The organism is Kitasatospora sp. NPDC096204 (assembly GCF_044763205.1).
GTDB lineage: Bacteria > Actinomycetota > Actinomycetes > Streptomycetales > Streptomycetaceae > Kitasatospora.
In genome coordinates this window covers 66715-85801 of sequence record NZ_JBIWFT010000014.1, presented here as the reverse complement: position 1 = coordinate 85801, position 19087 = coordinate 66715, and the positions used below count along the sequence as shown (strand labels likewise).

The following is a 19087-nucleotide window of genomic DNA, read 5'->3' as shown; positions in this document are numbered from 1 at the left end:
CCCCGGAGCGGAAGAATCGGCCGCGCAGCTGTACAGAATGCCCACCCCAGGACGGTGCCGCGAATGCCCCCCGCCCACTCCCCGAACTCCCCGGGTTCCCCCGGCGCACCCAACTCCCCGGCCCCGCAGGGCGCTTCCGCCGCCCCGCCGGTCAGCACCAACGACACCATCGACCCCCTGGACGGTCGGCTGATCCGGCTGCTCGCCGAGGAGCCCCGGATCGGGGTGCTGGAGTGCTCGCGCCGGCTGCAGGTCGCCCGGGGCACCGTGCAGGCCCGGCTGGACCGGCTCCAGGCCAAGGGCGTGATCGGCGGCTTCGGGCCGGAGGTGGACCCGGCGGCGATCGGCTACCCGGTGACGGCCTTCGCCACCCTGGAGATCTCCCAGGGCCAGGGCGCGGACGTGCGGGCGCACCTGGCGAGCGTGCCGGAGGTGCTGGAGCTGCACACCATCACCGGGATCGGGGACATGCTGGTGCGGATCGTGGCCCGGTCCAACGCCGATCTGCAGCGGGTGATCGACCGGGTGCTGGGCTTCGACGGGATCGTCCGCTCGTCCACCGCGATCGTGCTGGAGAACCCGGTTCCGTACCGGATCCTGCCGCTGGTGGACCAGGCCGCCGCCGAGTAGGAGGGGAGACACGGCCCGACGCGCCGATTTGGCACATCCGTGGGGCGTCGGTGGCCGCAAGATTTATATATGAACGTTCTACTAATCCTCGCGCCGCTCTCCGGTCCGCTGAAACGCGTGCCGACCGAGCCCTCCCCCGGGTCGGCCCCCGCATGACGAACGCGGTCGCGGCCGACGGAACCGCCCCCACCCTCATCGCCTCCGCCCAGCGCGCGCTGCGCCTGCTGCAGGCGGCCGCCGGCTACCCCAAGGGCGCCACCGCCAAGCAACTCGCCCGGGACACCGGCCTGGCCCTGGGCACCACGTACCACCTGCTGCGCACCCTGGTGCACGACCACTACCTGGAACGCCGCAGCGGCCTCTACCTGACCGGCCCCGCGGTCGCCGGGCTGATCCGGTACGACGGTCCCGCGACGGGCCGGGCCCGGCTCAAGGCGCTGCTGGGCATGCTCGCCGACGAACTGTCCGCCGCCGTCTACTTCACCTGGTACCGGCACGGCGAGGTGGAGCTGGTCGAAGCCGCCGAGGCCCCCGGCGCGCCGCTGATCGAACGGGCCTGCTTCCGGGCCGCCGCGCACGCCACCGCGGCCGGCAAGACCGTGCTGGCCCTGATGACCGCCGAGGAGCGCCGGGACCACCTGGCCCGCTACCCGATGGTGCCGTTCACCCCGTACACCCTGCGGGACCCGGCGTGCCTGCCGCTGCTGCCGCGCCAGGGCCCGCGCCGGGTCGTCCCGATCACCCAGTTCCAGGAGTACGAGATCGGCTCGGCCGGTGCGGCGGTGCCGATCGTCGCGGGCAACGGCATCGGTGCGATCTCGGTCTCCCTGCCGATGGCCCAGGCCCACCGGCTGGCCGGGATCGCCGCCCAGCTGCACACCCGGCTGGGCGACGACTTCGCCTCGGTGGCCTTCGGGATCTGACCGCGCCGGGGCCGGTCGGCCCCGGCGGCCCTGCCGGACGGGACGGTCAGCAGGACGGGACGGTGCCGCCGCTCCTCAGCGCCTGGAGGGCGGAGACCGACTCGGCGAGGTTGCCGACCGGCACCAGACGCAGCGACGCCGGGGTGTTCACCTTGGCGTCCGTGCACTCGTCCTTGGGCAGCAGGAACACCGTCGCGCCGTCCCTGGCGGCCGCCTGCGTCTTCAGGGGGACGCCGCCGACCGGGCCGACGGTGCCGTCCTTGTCGATGGTGCCGGTGCCGGCGATGGTGAGCCCACCGGTGAGGTCGCCGCCCTTGCCGTCGCCGGCCAGCTTGTCGACGATGCCCAGCGCCAGCATCTGGCCGGCGCTGGGGCCGCCGACCGCGCCCAGGTCGATCTTGACCTTCACCTGGTCCGGCGACAGGTGGAGGTAGTCCAGCGCGGCCGCGGTGGCGGCGTCCTGCGACTCGGCCATCTGCTGGGCGGTCGCCTCGTCGGCCTTCGCCGGGTTGCTCTCCGGGTAGACCGTCTCGGTCGGGCGGACCGCCTCCTTCGGGTCGAACCACGCCTGCAGCGAGCGCCAGAAGGTGTTCTTCTGCCCCGGGTTGGTCGCCGTGATGGTGACCATCCGCAGCTCGCCCTCGGTGGTGCGCAGCGGCGCCCCGGTGATGGTGAGGACCGGCTTGTTCTCGTACGTGCCCAGGGTGTCCGCGGTCAGGCCCGGCCAGGTGATGGTGTACGGCAGCGGCACGAAGGCGGCCACGCCGAACAGCGCGGCGACCAGCACCCCGCACAGCGTGAGCGCGCGGGTCCGCGGGGAGGTGAGGGCCTTGGGGAGCTTGGTGTCGGACACAAGGGGAATCCAAACACACCCGACACCCCGCGCGGGTGCTACCTCAGGGCGTCGGCCACCTCGGTCGCGGCCTCCACCACCCGCGGGCCGACCCGCTCGGGCACCATGCCGTTCAGCATCACCACGCCGACGCTGCCCTCGATGCCGCTGAGTCCGACCAGGGCGGCGGCCGCCCCGCTCGCCCCGGACTGCTCCTCCGCACGGGTGATGACGAAGCCCTGTTCGGGCCTGCGCTGGCTGGGGAAGGTGCGCGCCTCCAGGATCGCCCGGCCGGCCGCGCTCTCGGTGAGCGGGTGGCGCAGGCCGGTCCGGTAGGCGACGTGGAAGTCGGTCCAGCTGGGCTCGACCACGGCGACGGCCAGCGCCTCGTTGCCGTCCACCAGGGTCAGGTGGGCGGTGGCGCCGAGGTCCTCGGCCAGACTGCGCAGGGCCGGGAGGGCCGCCTCGCGCAGCAGCGGGTGCACCCGGTGCGCGAGGCGCAGCACGCCGAGGCCCACCCGGGCGCGCCCGCCGATGTCCCGTCGGACCAGTCCGTGCTGCTCCAGGGTGGCCAGCAGCCGGTAGACCACCGTCCGGTTGACGGCCAGCCGGGCGGCCAGCTCGGTCACGGTGAGTCCGCGCTCGGAGTCGGCGAGGAGCTTGAGGACCCGGACGCCGCGGTCCAGGGTCTGGGAGGTCTCGGCAGTCACGGCGGGCAATCCTTTCCGCGGCGCTCGCGGGGCGGGCGGCGCCGTTCCAAGGTCGGTGTCGCGCGCAGGTGGGGGTGGCCGCGCTCGGTCCGCACGGCGTCGTCCTTGACGCGTGCGGCCCTGCGACGCCGTCCCGCGGGGGGTTGCCCGACGGAAGAGCGTGGGGGAAAGGTAGTGAAGGAAATGACGCGGCGGAAGTGGTTGTCCAAAATTCGGGCGTGATCGACTTCAACACCGCCTCGAATTCCGGACGAATCCCCGCGATTCGCCGGGTGCGCCGGGCCGCCGACGCGCCCCCGGTCCGATGACCGGACGCGGCGGAGCAGACCCCCGGAGCGGACGCGACGGACCGAGCCGCGCCCGCTTCCGGATCCGCCGCTACTTGGTGGCCCACTCCCGGATCTTCGCGATCCGCGCCTTGAGCTGGTTCGCGGTGGCCTGCGCGGTGAGCGGCCCGCCGCACTGGCGGCGCAGCTCGTTGTGGATGGTGCCGTGCGGCTGGTCGGTGCGGTGGTGCCAGGCGGCGACCAGCGCGTTCAGCTCCTTGCGCAGCTCCCGCAGCTCCTGGTGGGTGACCACCGGCCGCTCCTCGGCCGGCAGCTCCAGCAGGTCGGCCTCCTCGGCGGGCTTGGCCTTGCTGCGCTGGATCTGCCGGTGCTGGCGCTTCTGCAGCAGCATCTGCACCTGGTCCGGCTCCAGCAGGCCCGGGATGCCGAGGTAGTCCTCCTCCTCCTCGCTCCCCGGGTGGGCCTGCATGCCGAACTCCATGGCGTTGTACAGCACCCGGTCGAAGACCGCGTCGGAGCCCAGCGCCTCGTACGAGAACTCCTCGCCGCCGGCGCCGTCCGGCCCGTCGTTGGCCCGCTCGGCCTCGGCGAGCAGCCGGTCCTCCTCGTCGAAGAGGCCCTCGCCCTCCTTCTTCGGCCGGTCGAGCACGTGGTCGCGCTGGAGCTCCATCTCGTTGGCGAAGCCCAGCAGCAGCGGGATGGTCGGCAGGAACACCGAGGCGGTCTCGCCGCGCTTGCGGGCGCGCACGAAGCGGCCGACGGCCTGGGCGAAGAACAGCGGGGTGGAGATCGAGGTCGCGTACACGCCCACGCACAGCCGGGGCACGTCGACGCCCTCGGACACCATGCGGACCGCGACCATCCAGCGCGAGGTCCCCGCCGCGTAGTCGGAGATCCGCTTGGACGCCTCGGTCTCGTCCGAGAGCACCAGGGTGACCTTCTCGCCGGTGATCTCGCGCAGCATCTTGGCGTACGCCCGGGCGACGTTCTGGTCGGTGGCGATGACCAGCCCGCCGGCGTCCGGGATCGCCTTGCGGACCTCGGTGAGGCGCCGGTCGGCGGCCTGGAGCACCGCCGGGATCCACTCGCCCTGCGGGGACAGCGCGGTGCGCCAGGCCTGGGCGATCAGGTCCTTGGTCATCGGCTCGCCGAGCCGGGCCTCCAGCTCGTCGCCGGACTTGGTGCGCCAGCGCATGTTGCCGCTGTAGCTGAGGAAGATCACCGGGCGGACGACGTGGTCGGCCAGCGCGTGCCCGTAGCCGTAGGTGTAGTCGGCGACGGACTTGCGGATGCCGTCGCCGCCCGCCTCGTACGCCACGAACGGGATCGGGTTGGTGTCCGAGCGGAACGGCGTACCGGTCAGCGCCAGTCGGCGGGTGGCCGGTTCGAAGGCCTCGAAGCAGGCCTCGCCCCAGGACTTGGAGTCACCGGCGTGGTGGATCTCGTCCATGATCACGAGGGTCTTGCGGGCCTCGGTCCGGTTGCGGTGCAGCATCGGGTTCACCCCGACGCCCGCGTAGGTGACCACGATGCCGTGGTAGTCCCGGGACAGCGGCCCGGAGGAGTACGCCGGGTCCAGCCGGATGCCTATCCGCGCGGCGGCCTCGGCCCACTGCTTCTTCAGGTGCTCGGTCGGCGCGACGACGGTCACCTGCTGCACCAGGTGGTTGTGCAGCAGGTACGAGGCCAGCGTGAGCGCGAAGGTGGTCTTGCCTGCGCCCGGGGTGGCGACCGCGAGGAAGTCGCGCGGCTGCGTCTCGATGTACTTGTCCAGCGCGCCCTGCTGCCAGGCCCGCAGCTTGCCCGCGGTGCCCCAGGGGGCGCGGCCGGGGAAGGCCGGGGAGAGGTGGTGCGAGCCGGCGGGCGCGGCATGGCCGACGGATCGGACGGGGGCCTGCGACTCCGGTACGTCGGAGAACAGCGGCATCGAGGAGGCGGCGGCAGTACTCACGGTCTCCGAGGGGGATCATCGCAGGTCAGAGGCGGTTTTGCGGCCTCGCCCCGCGGTCGGGCGGCGATCGGACAACCCGTCCAGCGTACCGGCCCGGCGCCGTTCGAGCCTCCAGGCGGGGCTCCGCGGCGGGCCCGCGCGGCCGGAAATCGATGTGACCCGGATCACATCGAATACTCCGTGAAACCCGGTAAGCACCAGGCGCCCCGTGACTCTCACCAGGGTGAGGCCGCACCAACCCCACCTGCCGAAGCGTGGCCTCGCACCGAACCGAAGGGATCCCCCCCGTGCGCACCGTCGAAGAGACCGTCCAGGCCCGCCTGATCCTCTCCGCCCACCGCTCCGTCCGGCTGCGGGTGGTGCTCTCCTACCTGCCGGAGGACCCGCTGGCCGTCCGGATGGCCTTCCCCTCCGAGTTCTCGCTGGACGACCCGGCCGAACGCCCGGGCTCCGAGGACATCGTCTGGATCTTCGCGCGCCAGCTGCTGTCGGCCGGCATCGAGCTGCCGGCCGGCGTCGGCGACGTCCACGTCCGGCCCGCGGCCGGCCGGCGCACCATGGTCGAGCTGCGGGCCCCCGAGGGCACCGCGCTGCTCCGCTTCGACACCGCCGACCTGCGCCGCTTCCTGTGGCGCAGCCGGCTGCTCGTCCCCGAGGGCGAGGAGCACCTGCACCTGGACGCCGACCGCGCGCTCGCCCAGCTGCTCGGCTGACGGGCGGCCCGGCGCCACCGCCGGGCAGCGGCGCACGGTCTCCCGGGTCCGGGGCCCGGGGACTGTGACCTCCGCTCAGCCCGAGAGCCTGCGCATCAGCCGCACGCCCTGGGCCGCCGTCAGGTGCGGCAGGTACGCCTTGCCGATCGCCCTGGTGATGCCGGGCAGCGCGGCCGGGTCGGGGTACGCCATGTACATCGGCCGGTACTCCGGCTGGAACTTCGCCTTGAACGCCAGCAGCGAGCGGAAGCCGTACACCGGCTCCAGCACCCTGCCCATCCAGTCCAGCATCCGCTGCAGCCCGGTGGGCTCCTCGTCCTGCCCGGTGCGGGCCAGCGGCGCGCCCGACAGCGACAGGAAGCGCGCGCCCTCCTCCTTGAACCCGAGCGCGGCCGAGGCGATCAGGAACTCGCTGACCCCGCGGAAGCCGTCCGAGCGCCGGCGCATGAAGTCCAGCGTCCAGCCGACCGGAACGCCGTCCTCGTACACCGGCATCCAGCTGGTCAGCCCGTGCACCACCCGCTGCTCGTCCACCGCGACCAGCACCCGCACGTCCGGGTCGTCCAGCTCCTCCAGCCCGCCGAGCGTGAAGCCCATCTCGGGCAGGCCCTTCTCGGAGACCCACTCCTCGGAGATCGCCCGGATCTGCTCCCGCAGCGCGAGCGGCGCCTCGTGGTACGCCCACCACTCCGCGGAGATGCCCTGCTTGCCGGCCTTGTTGAGGGCGGTGCGGATGTCCTGCCACTTGCGGCCGGTGAAGGCCAGCTCGGGCAGCGGCACCACGGTGTCCTCGGCGACCTGCACCGAGCGCCAGCCGAGCTGCGCGGCGGCGGCCCTGGTGTCGCCGCAGACGCTGTAGAAGCACGGCGTCCAGCCGCGCGCGTCGCAGTACCGGGCGAAGCCGGCCACCGCCCGGGCCCGGTCCTCCGGGGCGCCGAACGGGTCGCCGGTGGTCAGCGCGACGGTGCCCACCACCCGGTAGGCGACGGCCGCCCGGCCGCTCTCGTCGAACCAGTAGTGGTTGCCGTCCCAGGTGGCGATGAACGAGAGCGTCCCGCCGCCGTGCTCGGTCAGCAGCGCCCGCGCCCGGCCGGCCGCCGCCGCGTCGGTGTGCAGCACCGGGCGGCGGAACACCGACAGCAGCACGGCCAGCGCGACCACCCAGAACACCAGCCCGCAGTACGTCTCCAGCAGGCGCGCCACCGGCCCGACCGCGATCGGGTAGTCCGGCAGCAGGTCGTTGTACGCGGGCGGCAGGAACTGGGCCGGCAGCCCGGCCACCAGCCCGCGGGCGGTCGCCCCCGGCTCGAACTCCCCGGCGACCAGCCGCCCGACCCCCACGTAGGCGGCCGCGGAGGCGAGCGCCGCGCCGCCGAGCACCAGGACCAGCCGGCGTACCGAGCGGCCGGACAGCCGCAGCGGGAACCGCTTGCGGGTGGCGACCAGCAGGACGGTGGTCAGCAGCGGCAGCAGCAGCGCCTCGACGAAGTACTGCACCACGTCCCGGCTGACCGGCCCGGCGTCCAGGTACAGCCAGCACAGCAGCGCCGCCCAGAGCAGCTCGGTGGCCACGGTGACCAGCCAGGCGAACCGCAGCCCCCGGCGCAGCCCCTCGGCGAGCACCAGCAGCAGCGCCGGGAACAGCGCGGCCATCATCCGGCCCGGGGTGTCGAAGATCCGGACGACGGCGTGCGCCCGGGCGCAGTCGTGCGCCGACAGCGCGCAGAAGTCGGCCACCTCGTCCGGGCTGAGCCGGTGCGAGAAGTACAGCTCGGAGAAGGTGTTGAAGGGCCCGCTGGCGTTGTCGTACAGCGAGGCGAGCAGCGGCCCGAAGGCGGCGGCGACCAGGCAGAGCGCGACCAGCACCCGGGTCTCGGAGTGCGAGGAGCGGTGGGTGCGCAGGTGCGGGCGACCCCGGCTGACCAGGGCGCCCAGGGCGAGCCCGGCCAGCGCGCCGGCGCACCGCTGGACGCTCTGCAGGTGGCCCACGTACAGCGTCATCACCAGCGGGACGAGCAGCACCAGCAGGTGCAGCCGGCGGCGCCAGAGCACGGTGAGCCGGTACCCGAGCACCCCGGCCAGCGCGAACGCGCCGACGCCGGGGCCGACCGAGATCTGGTCGGCCACCGAGGCGGTCCACTGCTCCCCCGCCGAGGAGCCGAAGGCGACCAGGGCGGTGCCCAGCAGGGTGCCGACGACCTGCCCGCCGACCAGCACCGCGAGGGTGCGCGGCCGCCCGAGCCGGTGCTCGGCGGCCGGGCCGACCAGGAGCAGCAACAGGCTGGTGAACACGTACGAGCCGGTGCCCGAGCACCAGAACATCGAGGTGACCGGCGCCCACCAGTGGCCCTCGGCCAGCGTGGACAGCCCGATCCCGGCCCGTTCGAGCAGCCGGTCGGACGGGCCGTGGCCCAGGCTGCCGGTGGCAGCGCCGAGCAGCCAGAGCCCGGCCAGCAGGGTCAGGGTCAGCGGCGCCGAGCGCAGCCGGGCGCCGAGCGCCCCGGCCGCCCGCCGGAGCTTCTGCGGGCCCGGTTCCGGCGTCCGGGTGACCGGGGCCCGGTCGGCGCCCCGCTCGGCGGCGCGCTCCGTCTCCGGCCCGGGCCCGCGCTGCTCGCCGACGGTGGCCAACGCGGTCGCCCCGGTCACCGGGTCAGCCCGGTCTGTTGGGCGAGCCACGGCAGCTGCTGGCCGATGCCGGGCCGGAAGACGACCCATCCGTGGCCGCCCGGCATCAGATCGAACTTGGCCTTCATTCCGGCCGCCTGGGCGGCGTGGTAGACCTTCTCCATCTGTGGTCTGAACTCCTCGTCGGTCTCGCCGACGACCAACGCGACGTTGGTGTCCGGGAACTTCTTGCGGGCCATCACCTGGAGCGGATCGACCTCGTCGAACTTCTTCTCGTCACCGCCGAACGCGGCCTTGACGGTCTGTTCCCGACTGCCCAGAGTCGGTTCCTCCTGGCCGGACATGTCGAGGACGGTGCCGTAGACCTCGGGCGCGTTGACGCCGAGCTGGAGCGCGCAGGTGCCGCCCATCGAGGCTCCCCCGATCGCCCAGGCGGTGCGGCCGGTGGCGGCCTGGAGGTTCTGGTGGACCCAGTCCGGGACGTCCACCGCGAGGTAGGTCTGGGCCTTGGCGATCTTGGAGTCGAGGCAGAGCGTGTTGGCCCAGGTCGAGCCGAGCTGATCGGGCATCACCACGATCGGCGCGAGGCCGCCGTGTTCCGCGGCGTAGGCGTCGAGCGTCTCGTTGATCTGGGCGGACAGCACCCAGTCCCCCGGGATGCCGGGCTGACCGGTGATCATCACGACCACCGGCAGCAGCGGCCGCGGGGTGGCCTGGTAGGCGGGCGGGAGGTAGACGTACGCGTCGCGGGCCTGGAAGCCCGACCTGGTGCCGGGGATCGGCACCACCGAGACGGTGCCCTTCGCGGGCAGGTCCGCCGGGGGCTTCCAGGCCTCCTCCAGGGACTTGCCCGGCGGGGCGGCCACGGTCTGGCCCGCCTTGGTGGCGACCAGCCCGTCGGTCTTGGTCAGCCACGGCGCCAGCATGACGCGCCCGCTCGGGAACTGGCCGAAGCCGATGTTGACCTCGGAGGAGGACATCAGCAGCACCAGGCCGCTGAGGGCCAGCGCGCCGCCGCGCCGGCGCCAGGTGAGCCGCCGCATCCGGTAACCGGCCAGGCAGAGCCCGAGCAGGGCGACGGCTATCCACCAGGTGACGTACCGGGGCGTGCCCTCCGGGAAGGGGTGCCACCAGCCGTCGACCACGACGTCCAGCAGCCAGCTGAGCGCCGCGGCGGTGACCAGCGCGGCGGGCAGGCGGACCCGCCACCAGCTCCGGCCGCGGCCGACGGCCAGCGCGAACAGCGCCGCCCAGCCGGCCGCCAGCACGGCGTGCGGGATCAGGCCCTCGGTGAGCGGCCAGTCGATCGGATTCCAGCGGGAGGCAAGGGTCAACGTGCTCATGCGGCTCGGCCCGGCGGGGTGGTGTCGGCCAGGAAACCGTAGGCGACGACGTTGCCGTCGTAGCCGTGCTCCTCGCTGTACGAGCCGCCGCAGGTGATCACCCGCAGCTGCGCGTCAGTGGCCTGACGGTAGACCCGATCGTCCGGGAAGTCCTTTCGGTCGTGCACTTCGATGGCGTAAAGCTGGTAGACGGCGGTGGCGCCGTCCGCCCGGGCGATCTCGATCCGGTCCCCCCGACGGAGCGCGCCCAGATGATAGAAGACCGCGGGGCCGGCCTTGTTGTCGACGTGCCCCGCGAGGATCGCGGTGCCGCGCTGGCCGGGGCTGGCCCCGCCGCGGTACCACCCCGCCAGGTTCCGGTCCCCCTCGGGCGGGGTCTGGAGGTGGCCGTCGGCGTCCAGTCCGAGCGCCGTGACCGGGGCGTCCAACCGCACCGCGGGGATGCGGATCCGGGTCGGCGCGGACGGGCCCAGCGGCGGGACGATCGAGACCGGCGCGATCCCGGCCTGGGCCTGGCCGGCCCCCGGCGCGGGCGGCAGCGACGGGCCTCCGTCGTGCAGCAGCCAGGCACCGAGCACCAGCGCGGCCCCCGCCGCCAGGGTGCCCGGCCAGGCCCCCCCGCTCTGCTGGACGCCCACGGGCGCTCCCCTCTGCCGACGGAACCCCACTTCCTGGGAGTTTCCTGGGAACAATTCAACCGGAACGGACTGTAAGGCACGTCCATACGACGGTCGTACCGGCACCCGCCGATCGGCAGGGTAGATCGCCCTTTCCCTGCGCCCCGTGGGCATCCGGTAGCGGAGCGCGACGGAAACCTTCCACACACGATCCCCCCGGGAAGGCACCCGACACGACCTACCGACGGTTCAACGGACCCGATCGGTTGCGTCGTTCGAGCGATCGCTCATGACCGTCCGCTGCGCCTCTCCGAACGGCCCCGCCCCCGTGCCATGCTGACCCGGTTACGGGTTCCCCACCCGCGTCTCCGACGGGGGCTCCGCACTCCCGCCCACCGCCCACCACCGCCCCACGAACGGAGTGACCATGGACGCCCTCTCCCGCCGCACCCTGCTGGCGGCCGGCGCCGCCACCGCCGCCGCCCTGGCGGCCGGCTGCGGCAGCAACCACGCCACCGGCGGGGAGCGGGCGACCGACGCCGCCGTCCCGGCCACCGGCGCGGCCGACGAGCAGGGCGCCACCCCCGTCCCGGCTCCGGCCCCCGAGCAGCGGACCGTCATGATCGGCGACGGCTCCACCTCGGACACCGGCGCCCAGCCGCGCCAGCCCGTCCCCGACCGGCTGGAGCCCGGCCGACGGCCGCCGCAGTTCGTGGTCTTCTCCTGGGACGGCGCCGGCGAGCTCGACAACGGCCTGTTCGCCCGCTTCCGCCGGCTGGCCCAGGAGCACGACGCGAAGATGACCTTCTTCCTCAGCGGCCTCTACCTGCTGCCCGAGTCCAAGAAGGAGCTCTACCGCCCGCCGCAGCACAAGGCCGGCGCCTCCGACATCGGCTACCTGAGCGACCAGCACATCCGCGACACCCTGGAGAACGTGCACGCGGCCTGGCTGGAGGGACACGAGATCGGGACCCACTTCAACGGCCACTTCTGCGGCTCCACCGGCGTCGGCAAGTGGTCCCCGGAGGAGTGGGACAGCGAGATCCAGCAGGCGATGGACTTCGTGATGAACTGGCGCACCAACACCGGCTTCACCGACCTGCCGGCCCTGCCCTTCGACTACCGCAAGGAGCTGATCGGCAGCCGCACCCCCTGCCTGGAGGGCCAGCGCAACCTGCTGCCCACCGCGGTCAGGCGCGGCTGGCGCTACGACAGCAGCGGCAACGGCACCCAGGTGTGGCCGCAGAAGATCCAGGGCGGCGCGCTGTGGGACCTCCCGCTGCAGTCCATCCCGTTCCCCGGGCACACCTTCCAGGTGCTCTCGATGGACTACAACATCATGTACAACCAGTGCGGCCCCAACACCAAGGCCGACCCGGCGCTCCACCCCGGCTTCCAGACCCAGGCCCGCGACGCCTACATGATGGGCTTCGACCGCACCTACAACGGGAACCGGGCGCCGTACGTCATCGGCAACCACTTCGAGGAGTGGAACGGCGGCATCTACATGAACGCCGTCGAGGACGTCCTCAGGGCCATCGCGAGCAAGCCGGAGGTCCGGCTGGTCTCCTTCCGGCAGCTGGTCGACTGGCTGGACGCCCAGGACCCGGCGGTGCTCCGCAAGCTCCAGACCCTCGCCCCGGGCCAGGCCCCGGCCGACGGCTGGGAGGCCTTCCTCGGCGCCCCGGCGGGGGCCGGAGCCCCCGCCGCCGGCTGACCGTCAGACCTTCGTCCGCACCCGGCCGGAGAGCAGCGCGCCGACCAGCGCCACCCCGGCCATCGACAGCAGGATCACCGCGAAGGCGCCGGGCGAGCCGGCCGCCCCGCCGTCCTCGTGGGCGGCGGCGAGCGAGCCGCCGCCCAGCGCCGCGAAGATCACTCCGGCCAGGCCCGTCAGCAGCACGTTGCCCAGCGCGTCGCTCACCTGCAGGGCCGCCGAGTTGGCCCCGGCGTCCTCCGGCGTGGAGAGCTTCATCATCAGCACACTGACGCTCGCGACCGCCAGCCCCATCCCGACGCCGCCGACGCCCCAGGCCGCCGCGGCGACCCAGACCGGCACCGCCGGGAACAGCACCAGCGCGGCACCCGAGATCGCCACCGCGGTCAGCACGAAGCCGCCCCGGATCATCACCGCGCGGTAGCGCTCCGCCCCGGGCCGCCCCTGGAGCCAGGAGCCGAGCGCCCAGGTGAGGCCGCCACTGGTCAGGGTCAGACCGGCCATCGTCGGCGAGAGCCCGCGCTGGGTGGTCATCATCAGCGGGATGAAGGCCTCGGCCGCGAAGAACGCCCCCGCGGCCACCCCGCGCAGCAGGATCACGGCCGGCAGCCCGCGACCGGCCCGCAGGGTCCGCGCCGGCAGCAGCCCCAGGACGGCCGGCACGAGCAGCGCCGCCCCGGCGATCCCGGGGGCCAGGCCGATCAGGTCCCGCCGCTGGCCCGCGTACTGCAGCAGGCCGGCTCCGACCGCCGCCATCGCGGCCAGCAGGGTGCGACGGCGGTCGAAGGCCGCGCCCCTGACCACCGGGTGCTCCCGCTCCGAGCGGGCCAGCGCCGGGCCCATCACGGCCAGCGGCAGGAGGATCAGCACCGGCACGGCCAGGAACACCCAGCGCCAGCCCAGGTGCTGGGTGACGGCCCCGGAGACCAGCGGGCCGATGATCGAGGGCAGCACCCAGGCCGAGGAGAAGGCCGCGAACACCGCGGGCCGCAGCCGCTCCGGGTAGGCCCGGCCGACCACCACGTACAGGGCGACGATCACCAGCCCGCCGCCCAGGCCCTGGACGGCCCGCCCGGCCACGAACACCCACATCCCGGGTGCCGTCCCGGCCACCACCAGGCCCACGCCGAACACCGCGATGCCGCTGAACAGCGGCCGCAGCGGGCCGCTCCGGTCGCACCACTGGCCGGAGACGACCAGGGCGAACAGGGTGGTGGTGAAGTAGCCGGAGAAGGCGAAGGCGTACAGCCCGAGCCCGTGCAGCTCACGGGCCGCGGTCGGCATCGCGGTGTTGACGGCCGTCGCCTCGAAGGCGATCACCAGGACCACCGAGACGATCCCCAGCGTCAGGGCGCGGTAGCGGCCGCCGAGGACCCCGCCACCGGGGTCGTCGTCGGGGGGTATCGGTACGGGGTCGACCGAGGTGGGGGAGGCAGTGGTCATACGTATCATCGTAAGTGGCGTCTGCCTTGATGACCCCTGACCCCGGTCGGCGAACGGCTCGGCCGCGAGGCCTGGGACGGCCTCGGTGGAGCACCTCTCAGTGGAGCACCTTCAGGCCCACCACGCCGGAGACGATCAGCAGCAGGCAGGCGATCCGGGCCACCGTCGCCGGCTCCCCCAGGGCGGCCATGCCGTAGGCCACGGTGCCGACCGCGCCGATGCCGACCCAGACCGCGTAGCCGGTGCCGATCGGAATGGTGCGCATCGCGTACGCCAGGCCGCCCATGCTGACCAGCAGCGCGACACCGAAGACGATGCTGGGAACGGGTCGGGTGAAGCCCTTGGACGATTCCAGGGCGACCGCCCACACGGTCTCCAGGAAACCCGAGACGATCAGAACGAGCCAAGCCATGACGGTGATGCCTCCGCAGTCCACAGCGGCCGGATTGCCGCTGAACTGCGCCGTCTTGTCGTCACCGGGTACGACGCGCTCGTCCGGGGTGGCGGGAACACCGCCACCGGTCTCCGACCGTAGCACACACTGCCATACAGAATTTACAAAGGAGCATTGACCCCGCTCCCCCGGATCGGCCACCATGAATTCACTGGCCGTGTGCCCGAGTGGCTTAGGGAACCGTCTGCAAAGCGGTACACGCGGGTTCGATTCCCGCCATGGCCTCCCCGGAAAAGGAATTGCCGGTCGACTCCGAAAAGTCGGCCGGCAATTCCTTTTCGCCGTTCCCGGCATTTCCCGGGGAATCCGGTCAGGCCGTGACGGCGTCCTCCGCCCGGATCGGCAGCCGGCCGACCGGCAGGCCGGTGGCGGCGCGCACGGCCGCGGCGACGGCCGCCGGGGCGACCACCGCGGGGACGGCGCCGACCGCCTTGGCGCCGAACGGGGCCACCACGTCGCGCTCCTCCAGCAGCGCGGCGATCCGCACCTCCGGGGTGTCCAGCGCGGTGGGCAGCCGGTAGCCGGTGAGCGAGGGGTTCTGCAGCACCCCGCCCTCCGTCCGCAGGTCCTCCAGCAGCGCCAGGCCCACGCCCTGGGCCACCCCCGCCTCGATCCGGTCCTCGATCTGGCGCGGGTTCAGCGCCCGGCCGACGTCCTGGGCGACCGTCATCTCGACCACCCGCACGGCGCCCAGCTCGATGTCCACGTCCACCACGGCGCGCATCGCGCAGAACGAGATGGAGACGAAGGCGTCGCCCTGCCCGGCCTCGTCCAGCGGCTCGGTGGGGTGCGGGCGGCACTGCGCGGTGGCCCACAGCTCCTTGCCCTCCAGCGCCTCGGCGACCGGCATGCCGAGCACCCCGTCGTACGAGGTGATCTTGCCGTCGGCGATCTGGAGCAGCTCCACCGACATCCCGAAGTTCGCCGCGATCGGCTGCAGCAGCTGGTGGCGGACCATCAGCGCGGCCCGCTCGACGGCGCCGCCGGAGACCCAGGTGTGCCGGCCACGGGCGGACGGCCCGGCGATCGACTGGTCGCTGTCGGCCGGCGCGATGTAGACCTCGCTGACACCCAGTACGGTCTGCACGATCTGCCGGGCCAGCGTGGCGAAGCCCTGCCCGGCGTCGACCGCCGCGCAGATCACGGTGGCGTGGTCGCCGCTGACCCGCACGGTCGCGGTGGAGACCTCGTCCTCGCCCTCGGCGCCCAGCATGTGCACCATGCCGACGGCGTAGCCGATGCCGCGCCGCACCGCCGCCGGGTCGCCCGCGCCGCCGGGCCCTCCGGGCAGCAGCCACTCGGCGTCCGGGTCGTCCACCGGCAGGGCCGGCAGCGGCTCGGCCGCCACCGCGTCCAGCAGGGCGCGCACCGGCGCCGGGCAGGTGACGGCCTGTCCGGTGGGCAGCGGGTCGCCGGTGGACATCGCGTTGCGGCGGCGGATCTCCACCGGGTCCACGCCGATCCGGGCGGCCAGCTGGTCCAGCTGCGACTCGTACGCGAAGCAGGCCTGCAGGGCGCCCTCGCCGCGCATCCGACCGGCCGGCGGGTTGTTGGTGCGCACCGCCCAGGCGTCCACGAAGACGTTCGGGCAGACGTACGGGCCGGCCGAGAAGGCCGTCGCGGCGGCCAGCGCCTCGGCGGAGACGTCCGCGTAGGCGCCGCCGTCCAGCAGGATCTGCGCCTCGACCTTCACCAGCGTGCCCTCGGCGTCGGCGTGGTGGCGGTAGCGCAGGAGCGCGGGGTGGCGCGAGGCGTGGGTGTGGAAGGACTCCTCGCGGGTGAGCGTCATCTTCACCGGACGGCCGGTGCGCAGCGCCAGCAGGGCCAGGGTGACCTGGAACGAGAGGTCCTCGCGGTCGGTGGTGGCGCCGGGCACGCCGGTGACCACCAGCCGGACCCGGTCCGGCTCCAGACCGAGGCAGGCGGCGGTGCGGTCGCGGTCGCCGTGCGGGTCGGTGGAGGACAGGTGCAGCTCCACGCCGCCGTCCGGGCGCGGCACGGCCAGCCCGGCCTCGGCGCCGAGCGGGGCCGGGTCCTGACGGCCGACCTGGTAGAGGCCCTCGACGACGATCTCGCCGACCGCGTCCGGGTCCCCGGTGCGCAGCGGCAGGTGGCGGAACAGGTTGCCGTCCGGGTGCAGCGGCGGCGCGGTGAAGGCCTGCTCCGGGTCGGTGACGGCCTCCAGCGGCTCGTAGTCGACCGCGATCAGACCGACCGCCAGCCGGGCGGTGTCCGGGTGGTCGGCGGCGACCGCGGCGATCGGCTCGCCGTGGTGGCGCACCACGCCGGCGGCCAGCACCGGCCGGTCGGCGACGATCGGCCCGGCCGGGGCGCCGTCGGGGGTGCCGTCAGGGCCGGGTGGCAGGTCGGCGGCGGTGACCACGGCGTGCACCCCGGGCAGCGCCAGCGCGGCCGAGGTGTCGATGCCGCGGATCCGGGCGTGCGGGTGCGGCGAGCGCAGTACCGCGCCCCACAGCAGCCCCTCGGCCCACAGGTCGGCCGCGTACGGGTAGATGCCGAGCGCCTTGGGCAGCGCGTCGCTGCGCAGCGGGGAGCTGCCCAGGCCGATCGGCTCCGGTGCGCCGCCCTCGCCGCCGTCCTGCTGGAGTGCTGCGCCGATGTCGGTAGGCGACGTCATGATGCGTGGTCGTCCTCGGGGAGCCGGATGCCGTGGGCGGGGGTGGCGCCGTACGGGACTCCGGCCGGGGCGCCGCCCTCGGCCGGGGCACCGTGCGGGTGCGGGGCGGCGTACGGGGTGCCGTGCGGCGGCGTGCCGTCGTAGGCGGCGCCGGGCAGCGGGGTTCCGTGCGCGGGGGTGGACTCGTAGACCGGGGCGTCGTACCCGGTGTCGTAGCCGCTCTGCTGCTGGTGGCCGTCCGGGAAGGGCAGGTAGGTGCCGTGCGCGGGGGTGGCCTGGTACGGCTGCTCGGGGTAGCCCTGGGGCGGGTGGTACACCTGGTCGTCGGCGGCCTGGGCGGGGATGCCGTCCCGGATCGGGGCCAGCACGGTGGTGTCGTACACGCCGCTGTCGTACCCGTTCTGGGGGTCGCCGTAGGTCAGCCCGGCCGGGGCCTGCTCGACGGGGTGCTGCTCGACGGCGGGCTGCTGCCCGACGAGGTGCTGCTCCACGGGGTGCTGCTCCACGGGGTGCTGCTCCACGAGGTGGGCGACCGGGTGGGGCTGCTCGACGGGCTGCTGGGGGACGGCCTGCTGGGGGACGTGCTCGATCCAGGCCTCGGCGTCGGCGTAGACCGGCGGCTCGACGGCGTGCCCGGGTTCGAGGGGCGCCTCCGCGGACGGCTCGGCGGCCGGCTCGACCCGCGCCTCGGCGGCGGTCTCGACCGCCTGCGCGGCCTCCTCGGCCTCCTCGGCGTCCAGCGCGCGGGCGTCCGCGACGGTCTGGACGGCGGCCAGCACGCCCCGGTAGCCGGTGCAGCGGCAGAGGTTGCCGCACAGCGCCTGACGGGCCTCCACCTCGGTGGGCCGGTGGTTGCGCTGGAGCAGGTCGTGCACCGCCATCGCCATGCCCGGGGTGCAGTAGCCGCACTGGACGGCGCCGGAGGCGGCCAGCGCCTGCTGGACGTCGCTCGCGCCGCCGGCGGCCGACAGGCCCTCGACGGTGTTGATCTCGCTGTCGGCGGCCAGTGCCGCGGGCACCAGGCAGCCGGCCACCAGCTGGCCGTCCACCTGCACCGAGCAGGCCCCGCACTCGCCCTGTTCGCAGCCGTCCTTGGCGCCGGCCAGGCCGAGCCGCTCGCGCAGCACGTAGAGCAGGCTCTCGCCGATCCAGGCGTCGGTGACGGGCCGTTCGAAACCGTTGACCCGCAGCGTGTACGAGGCGCACGGGCGCAGCTCGCGGCTGACCTGCGGGGAGAGGCCGAGCGGGTCGGCGTCGAGGGTCTCGATGGGGTCTGTGGTCACTTCAGCGCCCTTCCCAGTGCCCGTCGGGCCAGCACCGATACGGTACGCCGCAGCCGAACGGCGGCCGCGGTCGGCCCCTCGGTCACGGCCTCCCAGGCGCCCTCGGCGCCGTAGTTGTCGGGGACGCAGGCGCCGGCCACGTACTCGCCGAAGGCGGCGGTCGCGGCCGGGTCGATCTCCCGGCTGCCGTCCCAGTCGATGCAGCCGGCCACCCAGGCCTCGGCCTCCAGCGGGCGCAGCGGCACCGGCGCGACGGCACCGACGGCGCAGCGCACCGAGCGCCGGGCCGGGTCGAGGACGAGGGCGACGGAGGCGGTGGCGCGGGCCGGGCCGCTGCGGCCGGTGGCCTTGAGGAAGACCTGCGGGGCGTGCAGCAGCGGGACGCGCACCCAGGTGAGCAGTTCGCCGGGGCGCACCGGGTCGAGTCCGGTGAGCAGGTGACTGACCGGCACCTCGCGGGTGCCCCCGGCCCGGGCCAGGGTGACGCTGGCCTCCAGCGCGGTGAGCACCGGGAGGGTGTCGCCCGCGGCGGCGGCGGTGACGATGTTCCCGCCGAGGGTGCCGACGTTGCGGACCTGCGGCGGGCCGGCCGTGCGGGCCGCGTCGGCGAGCGCGGGGATGAGCGCGGCGAAGTCGGGGCGGTCCATCCGGGCGTGGGTGAGTCCGGCGCCGAGGACGGCCGTGCCGCCGTCCTCGTAGCGCCAGCCGCGCAGTTCGGTGATCCGGCCGAGGCCGACAAGGGCGGCGGGGCGCAGTCGGCCGGCGTTGACGGCCTCCATCAGGTCGGTGGCTCCGGCCACCGGTACCGCGGCCGGGGCGGCGGCCAGCGCGTCGACGGCCTCGTCGAGGGAGGCCGGCAGCATGATCGTCCGGTTCACCTGGGTCCCACCGTGCTCCACTTGCTCATCGATCGCCTGCCGC

At 74.1% G+C, this 19087-nt stretch carries 15 protein-coding genes, 1 tRNA gene and 1 riboswitch; of the genes, 5 read left to right on the top strand and 11 right to left on the bottom strand.

All coding sequences use genetic code 11. From position 1 onward, the window contains the following. The first annotated feature begins 63 nt into the window (after nucleotides 1–63). Both ACIQ87_RS17475 and ACIQ87_RS17470 read left to right on the top strand, forming a co-directional pair. On the top strand, nucleotides 64–630 hold the full coding sequence (locus ACIQ87_RS17475) for an Lrp/AsnC family transcriptional regulator (RefSeq protein ID WP_402407096.1): 567 nt from the start codon (nucleotides 64–66) through the stop codon (nucleotides 628–630). Nucleotides 631–782: 152 nt separating this feature from the next. Further along, nucleotides 783–1553: a helix-turn-helix domain-containing protein gene (locus ACIQ87_RS17470; RefSeq protein ID WP_402407093.1), complete on the top strand. Its 771-nt coding sequence runs from the start codon at nucleotides 783–785 to the stop codon at nucleotides 1551–1553. A gap of 46 nt (nucleotides 1554–1599) precedes the next feature. On the opposite strand, the gene ACIQ87_RS17465 is transcribed toward ACIQ87_RS17470, so the two are convergent. From ACIQ87_RS17465 to ACIQ87_RS17455, 3 genes are all read right to left on the bottom strand, one after another. Beyond that, the gene (locus ACIQ87_RS17465) at nucleotides 1600–2406 is read right to left on the bottom strand and encodes a S16 family serine protease (RefSeq protein ID WP_402407092.1); all 807 of its coding nucleotides are present in this window, start codon (nucleotides 2404–2406) and stop codon (nucleotides 1600–1602) included. Between the two features lie 38 nt (nucleotides 2407–2444). Continuing rightward, entirely contained in the window at nucleotides 2445–3095 is a 651-nt protein-coding gene (locus ACIQ87_RS17460) for an IclR family transcriptional regulator (RefSeq protein WP_049654777.1), read from the bottom strand. A 378-nt stretch (nucleotides 3096–3473) separates the two neighbouring features. Continuing rightward, complete coding sequence (locus ACIQ87_RS17455; RefSeq protein ID WP_402407345.1) at nucleotides 3474–5309, bottom strand: DEAD/DEAH box helicase; 1836 nt, start codon at nucleotides 5307–5309, stop codon at nucleotides 3474–3476. A 311-nt stretch (nucleotides 5310–5620) separates the two neighbouring features. Here ACIQ87_RS17455 and ACIQ87_RS17450 point away from each other — a divergent pair, with 311 nt between their 5' ends. After that, on the top strand, nucleotides 5621–6046 hold the full coding sequence (locus tag ACIQ87_RS17450; RefSeq protein ID WP_402407090.1) for an SsgA family sporulation/cell division regulator: 426 nt from the start codon (nucleotides 5621–5623) through the stop codon (nucleotides 6044–6046). Between the two features lie 75 nt (nucleotides 6047–6121). Here the strand turns inward: ACIQ87_RS17450 and ACIQ87_RS17445 are convergent, their stop codons facing one another. From ACIQ87_RS17445 to ACIQ87_RS17435, 3 genes are read right to left on the bottom strand one after another with little or no spacing between them, the layout of a single operon-like run. Beyond that, nucleotides 6122–8692, bottom strand: a complete 2571-nt coding sequence (locus ACIQ87_RS17445; RefSeq protein ID WP_402407087.1) for a rhomboid family intramembrane serine protease — start codon at nucleotides 8690–8692, stop codon at nucleotides 6122–6124. Further along, nucleotides 8689–10014 carry an alpha/beta hydrolase gene (locus ACIQ87_RS17440; RefSeq protein WP_402407085.1) on the bottom strand — a complete coding sequence of 442 codons (1326 nt, stop codon included), beginning with the start codon at nucleotides 10012–10014 and terminating at the stop codon, nucleotides 8689–8691. The genes ACIQ87_RS17445 and ACIQ87_RS17440 overlap by 4 nt, the downstream gene beginning before the upstream one ends. Beyond that, nucleotides 10011–10652 carry a class F sortase gene (locus ACIQ87_RS17435; RefSeq protein WP_402407082.1) on the bottom strand — a complete coding sequence of 214 codons (642 nt, stop codon included), beginning with the start codon at nucleotides 10650–10652 and terminating at the stop codon, nucleotides 10011–10013. The genes ACIQ87_RS17440 and ACIQ87_RS17435 overlap by 4 nt, the downstream gene beginning before the upstream one ends. A gap of 406 nt (nucleotides 10653–11058) precedes the next feature. On the opposite strand from ACIQ87_RS17435, the gene ACIQ87_RS17430 reads away from it, so the two are divergent. After that, entirely contained in the window at nucleotides 11059–12348 is a 1290-nt protein-coding gene (locus ACIQ87_RS17430; protein ID WP_402407079.1) for a hypothetical protein, read from the top strand. 3 nt (nucleotides 12349–12351) lie between these two features. Here the strand turns inward: ACIQ87_RS17430 and ACIQ87_RS17425 are convergent, their stop codons facing one another. After that, complete coding sequence (locus ACIQ87_RS17425; protein ID WP_402407077.1) at nucleotides 12352–13791, bottom strand: MFS transporter; 1440 nt, start codon at nucleotides 13789–13791, stop codon at nucleotides 12352–12354. Between the two features lie 97 nt (nucleotides 13792–13888). After that, nucleotides 13889–14203 carry a DMT family transporter gene (locus tag ACIQ87_RS17420; RefSeq protein WP_402407074.1) on the bottom strand — a complete coding sequence of 105 codons (315 nt, stop codon included), beginning with the start codon at nucleotides 14201–14203 and terminating at the stop codon, nucleotides 13889–13891. Nucleotides 14204–14247: 44 nt separating this feature from the next. Next, nucleotides 14248–14313: riboswitch (guanidine-III (ykkC-III) riboswitch) on the bottom strand. A gap of 85 nt (nucleotides 14314–14398) precedes the next feature. On the opposite strand from ACIQ87_RS17420, the gene ACIQ87_RS17415 reads away from it, so the two are divergent. Beyond that, nucleotides 14399–14470: transfer RNA gene (locus ACIQ87_RS17415), tRNA-Cys, on the top strand. 85 nt (nucleotides 14471–14555) lie between these two features. On the opposite strand, the gene ACIQ87_RS17410 is transcribed toward ACIQ87_RS17415, so the two are convergent. From ACIQ87_RS17410 to ACIQ87_RS17400, 3 genes are read right to left on the bottom strand one after another with little or no spacing between them, the layout of a single operon-like run. Beyond that, nucleotides 14556–16883 carry a xanthine dehydrogenase family protein molybdopterin-binding subunit gene (locus ACIQ87_RS17410; protein WP_402407072.1) on the bottom strand — a complete coding sequence of 776 codons (2328 nt, stop codon included), beginning with the start codon at nucleotides 16881–16883 and terminating at the stop codon, nucleotides 14556–14558. Then, complete coding sequence (locus ACIQ87_RS17405; protein WP_402407069.1) at nucleotides 16880–18166, bottom strand: 2Fe-2S iron-sulfur cluster-binding protein; 1287 nt, start codon at nucleotides 18164–18166, stop codon at nucleotides 16880–16882. Before ACIQ87_RS17405 ends, ACIQ87_RS17410 begins: the two co-directional genes overlap by 4 nt. After that, nucleotides 18163–19029, bottom strand: a complete 867-nt coding sequence (locus ACIQ87_RS17400; protein ID WP_392881353.1) for an FAD binding domain-containing protein — start codon at nucleotides 19027–19029, stop codon at nucleotides 18163–18165. The genes ACIQ87_RS17405 and ACIQ87_RS17400 overlap by 4 nt, the downstream gene beginning before the upstream one ends. Between the last annotated feature and the right edge of the window lie 58 nt (nucleotides 19030–19087).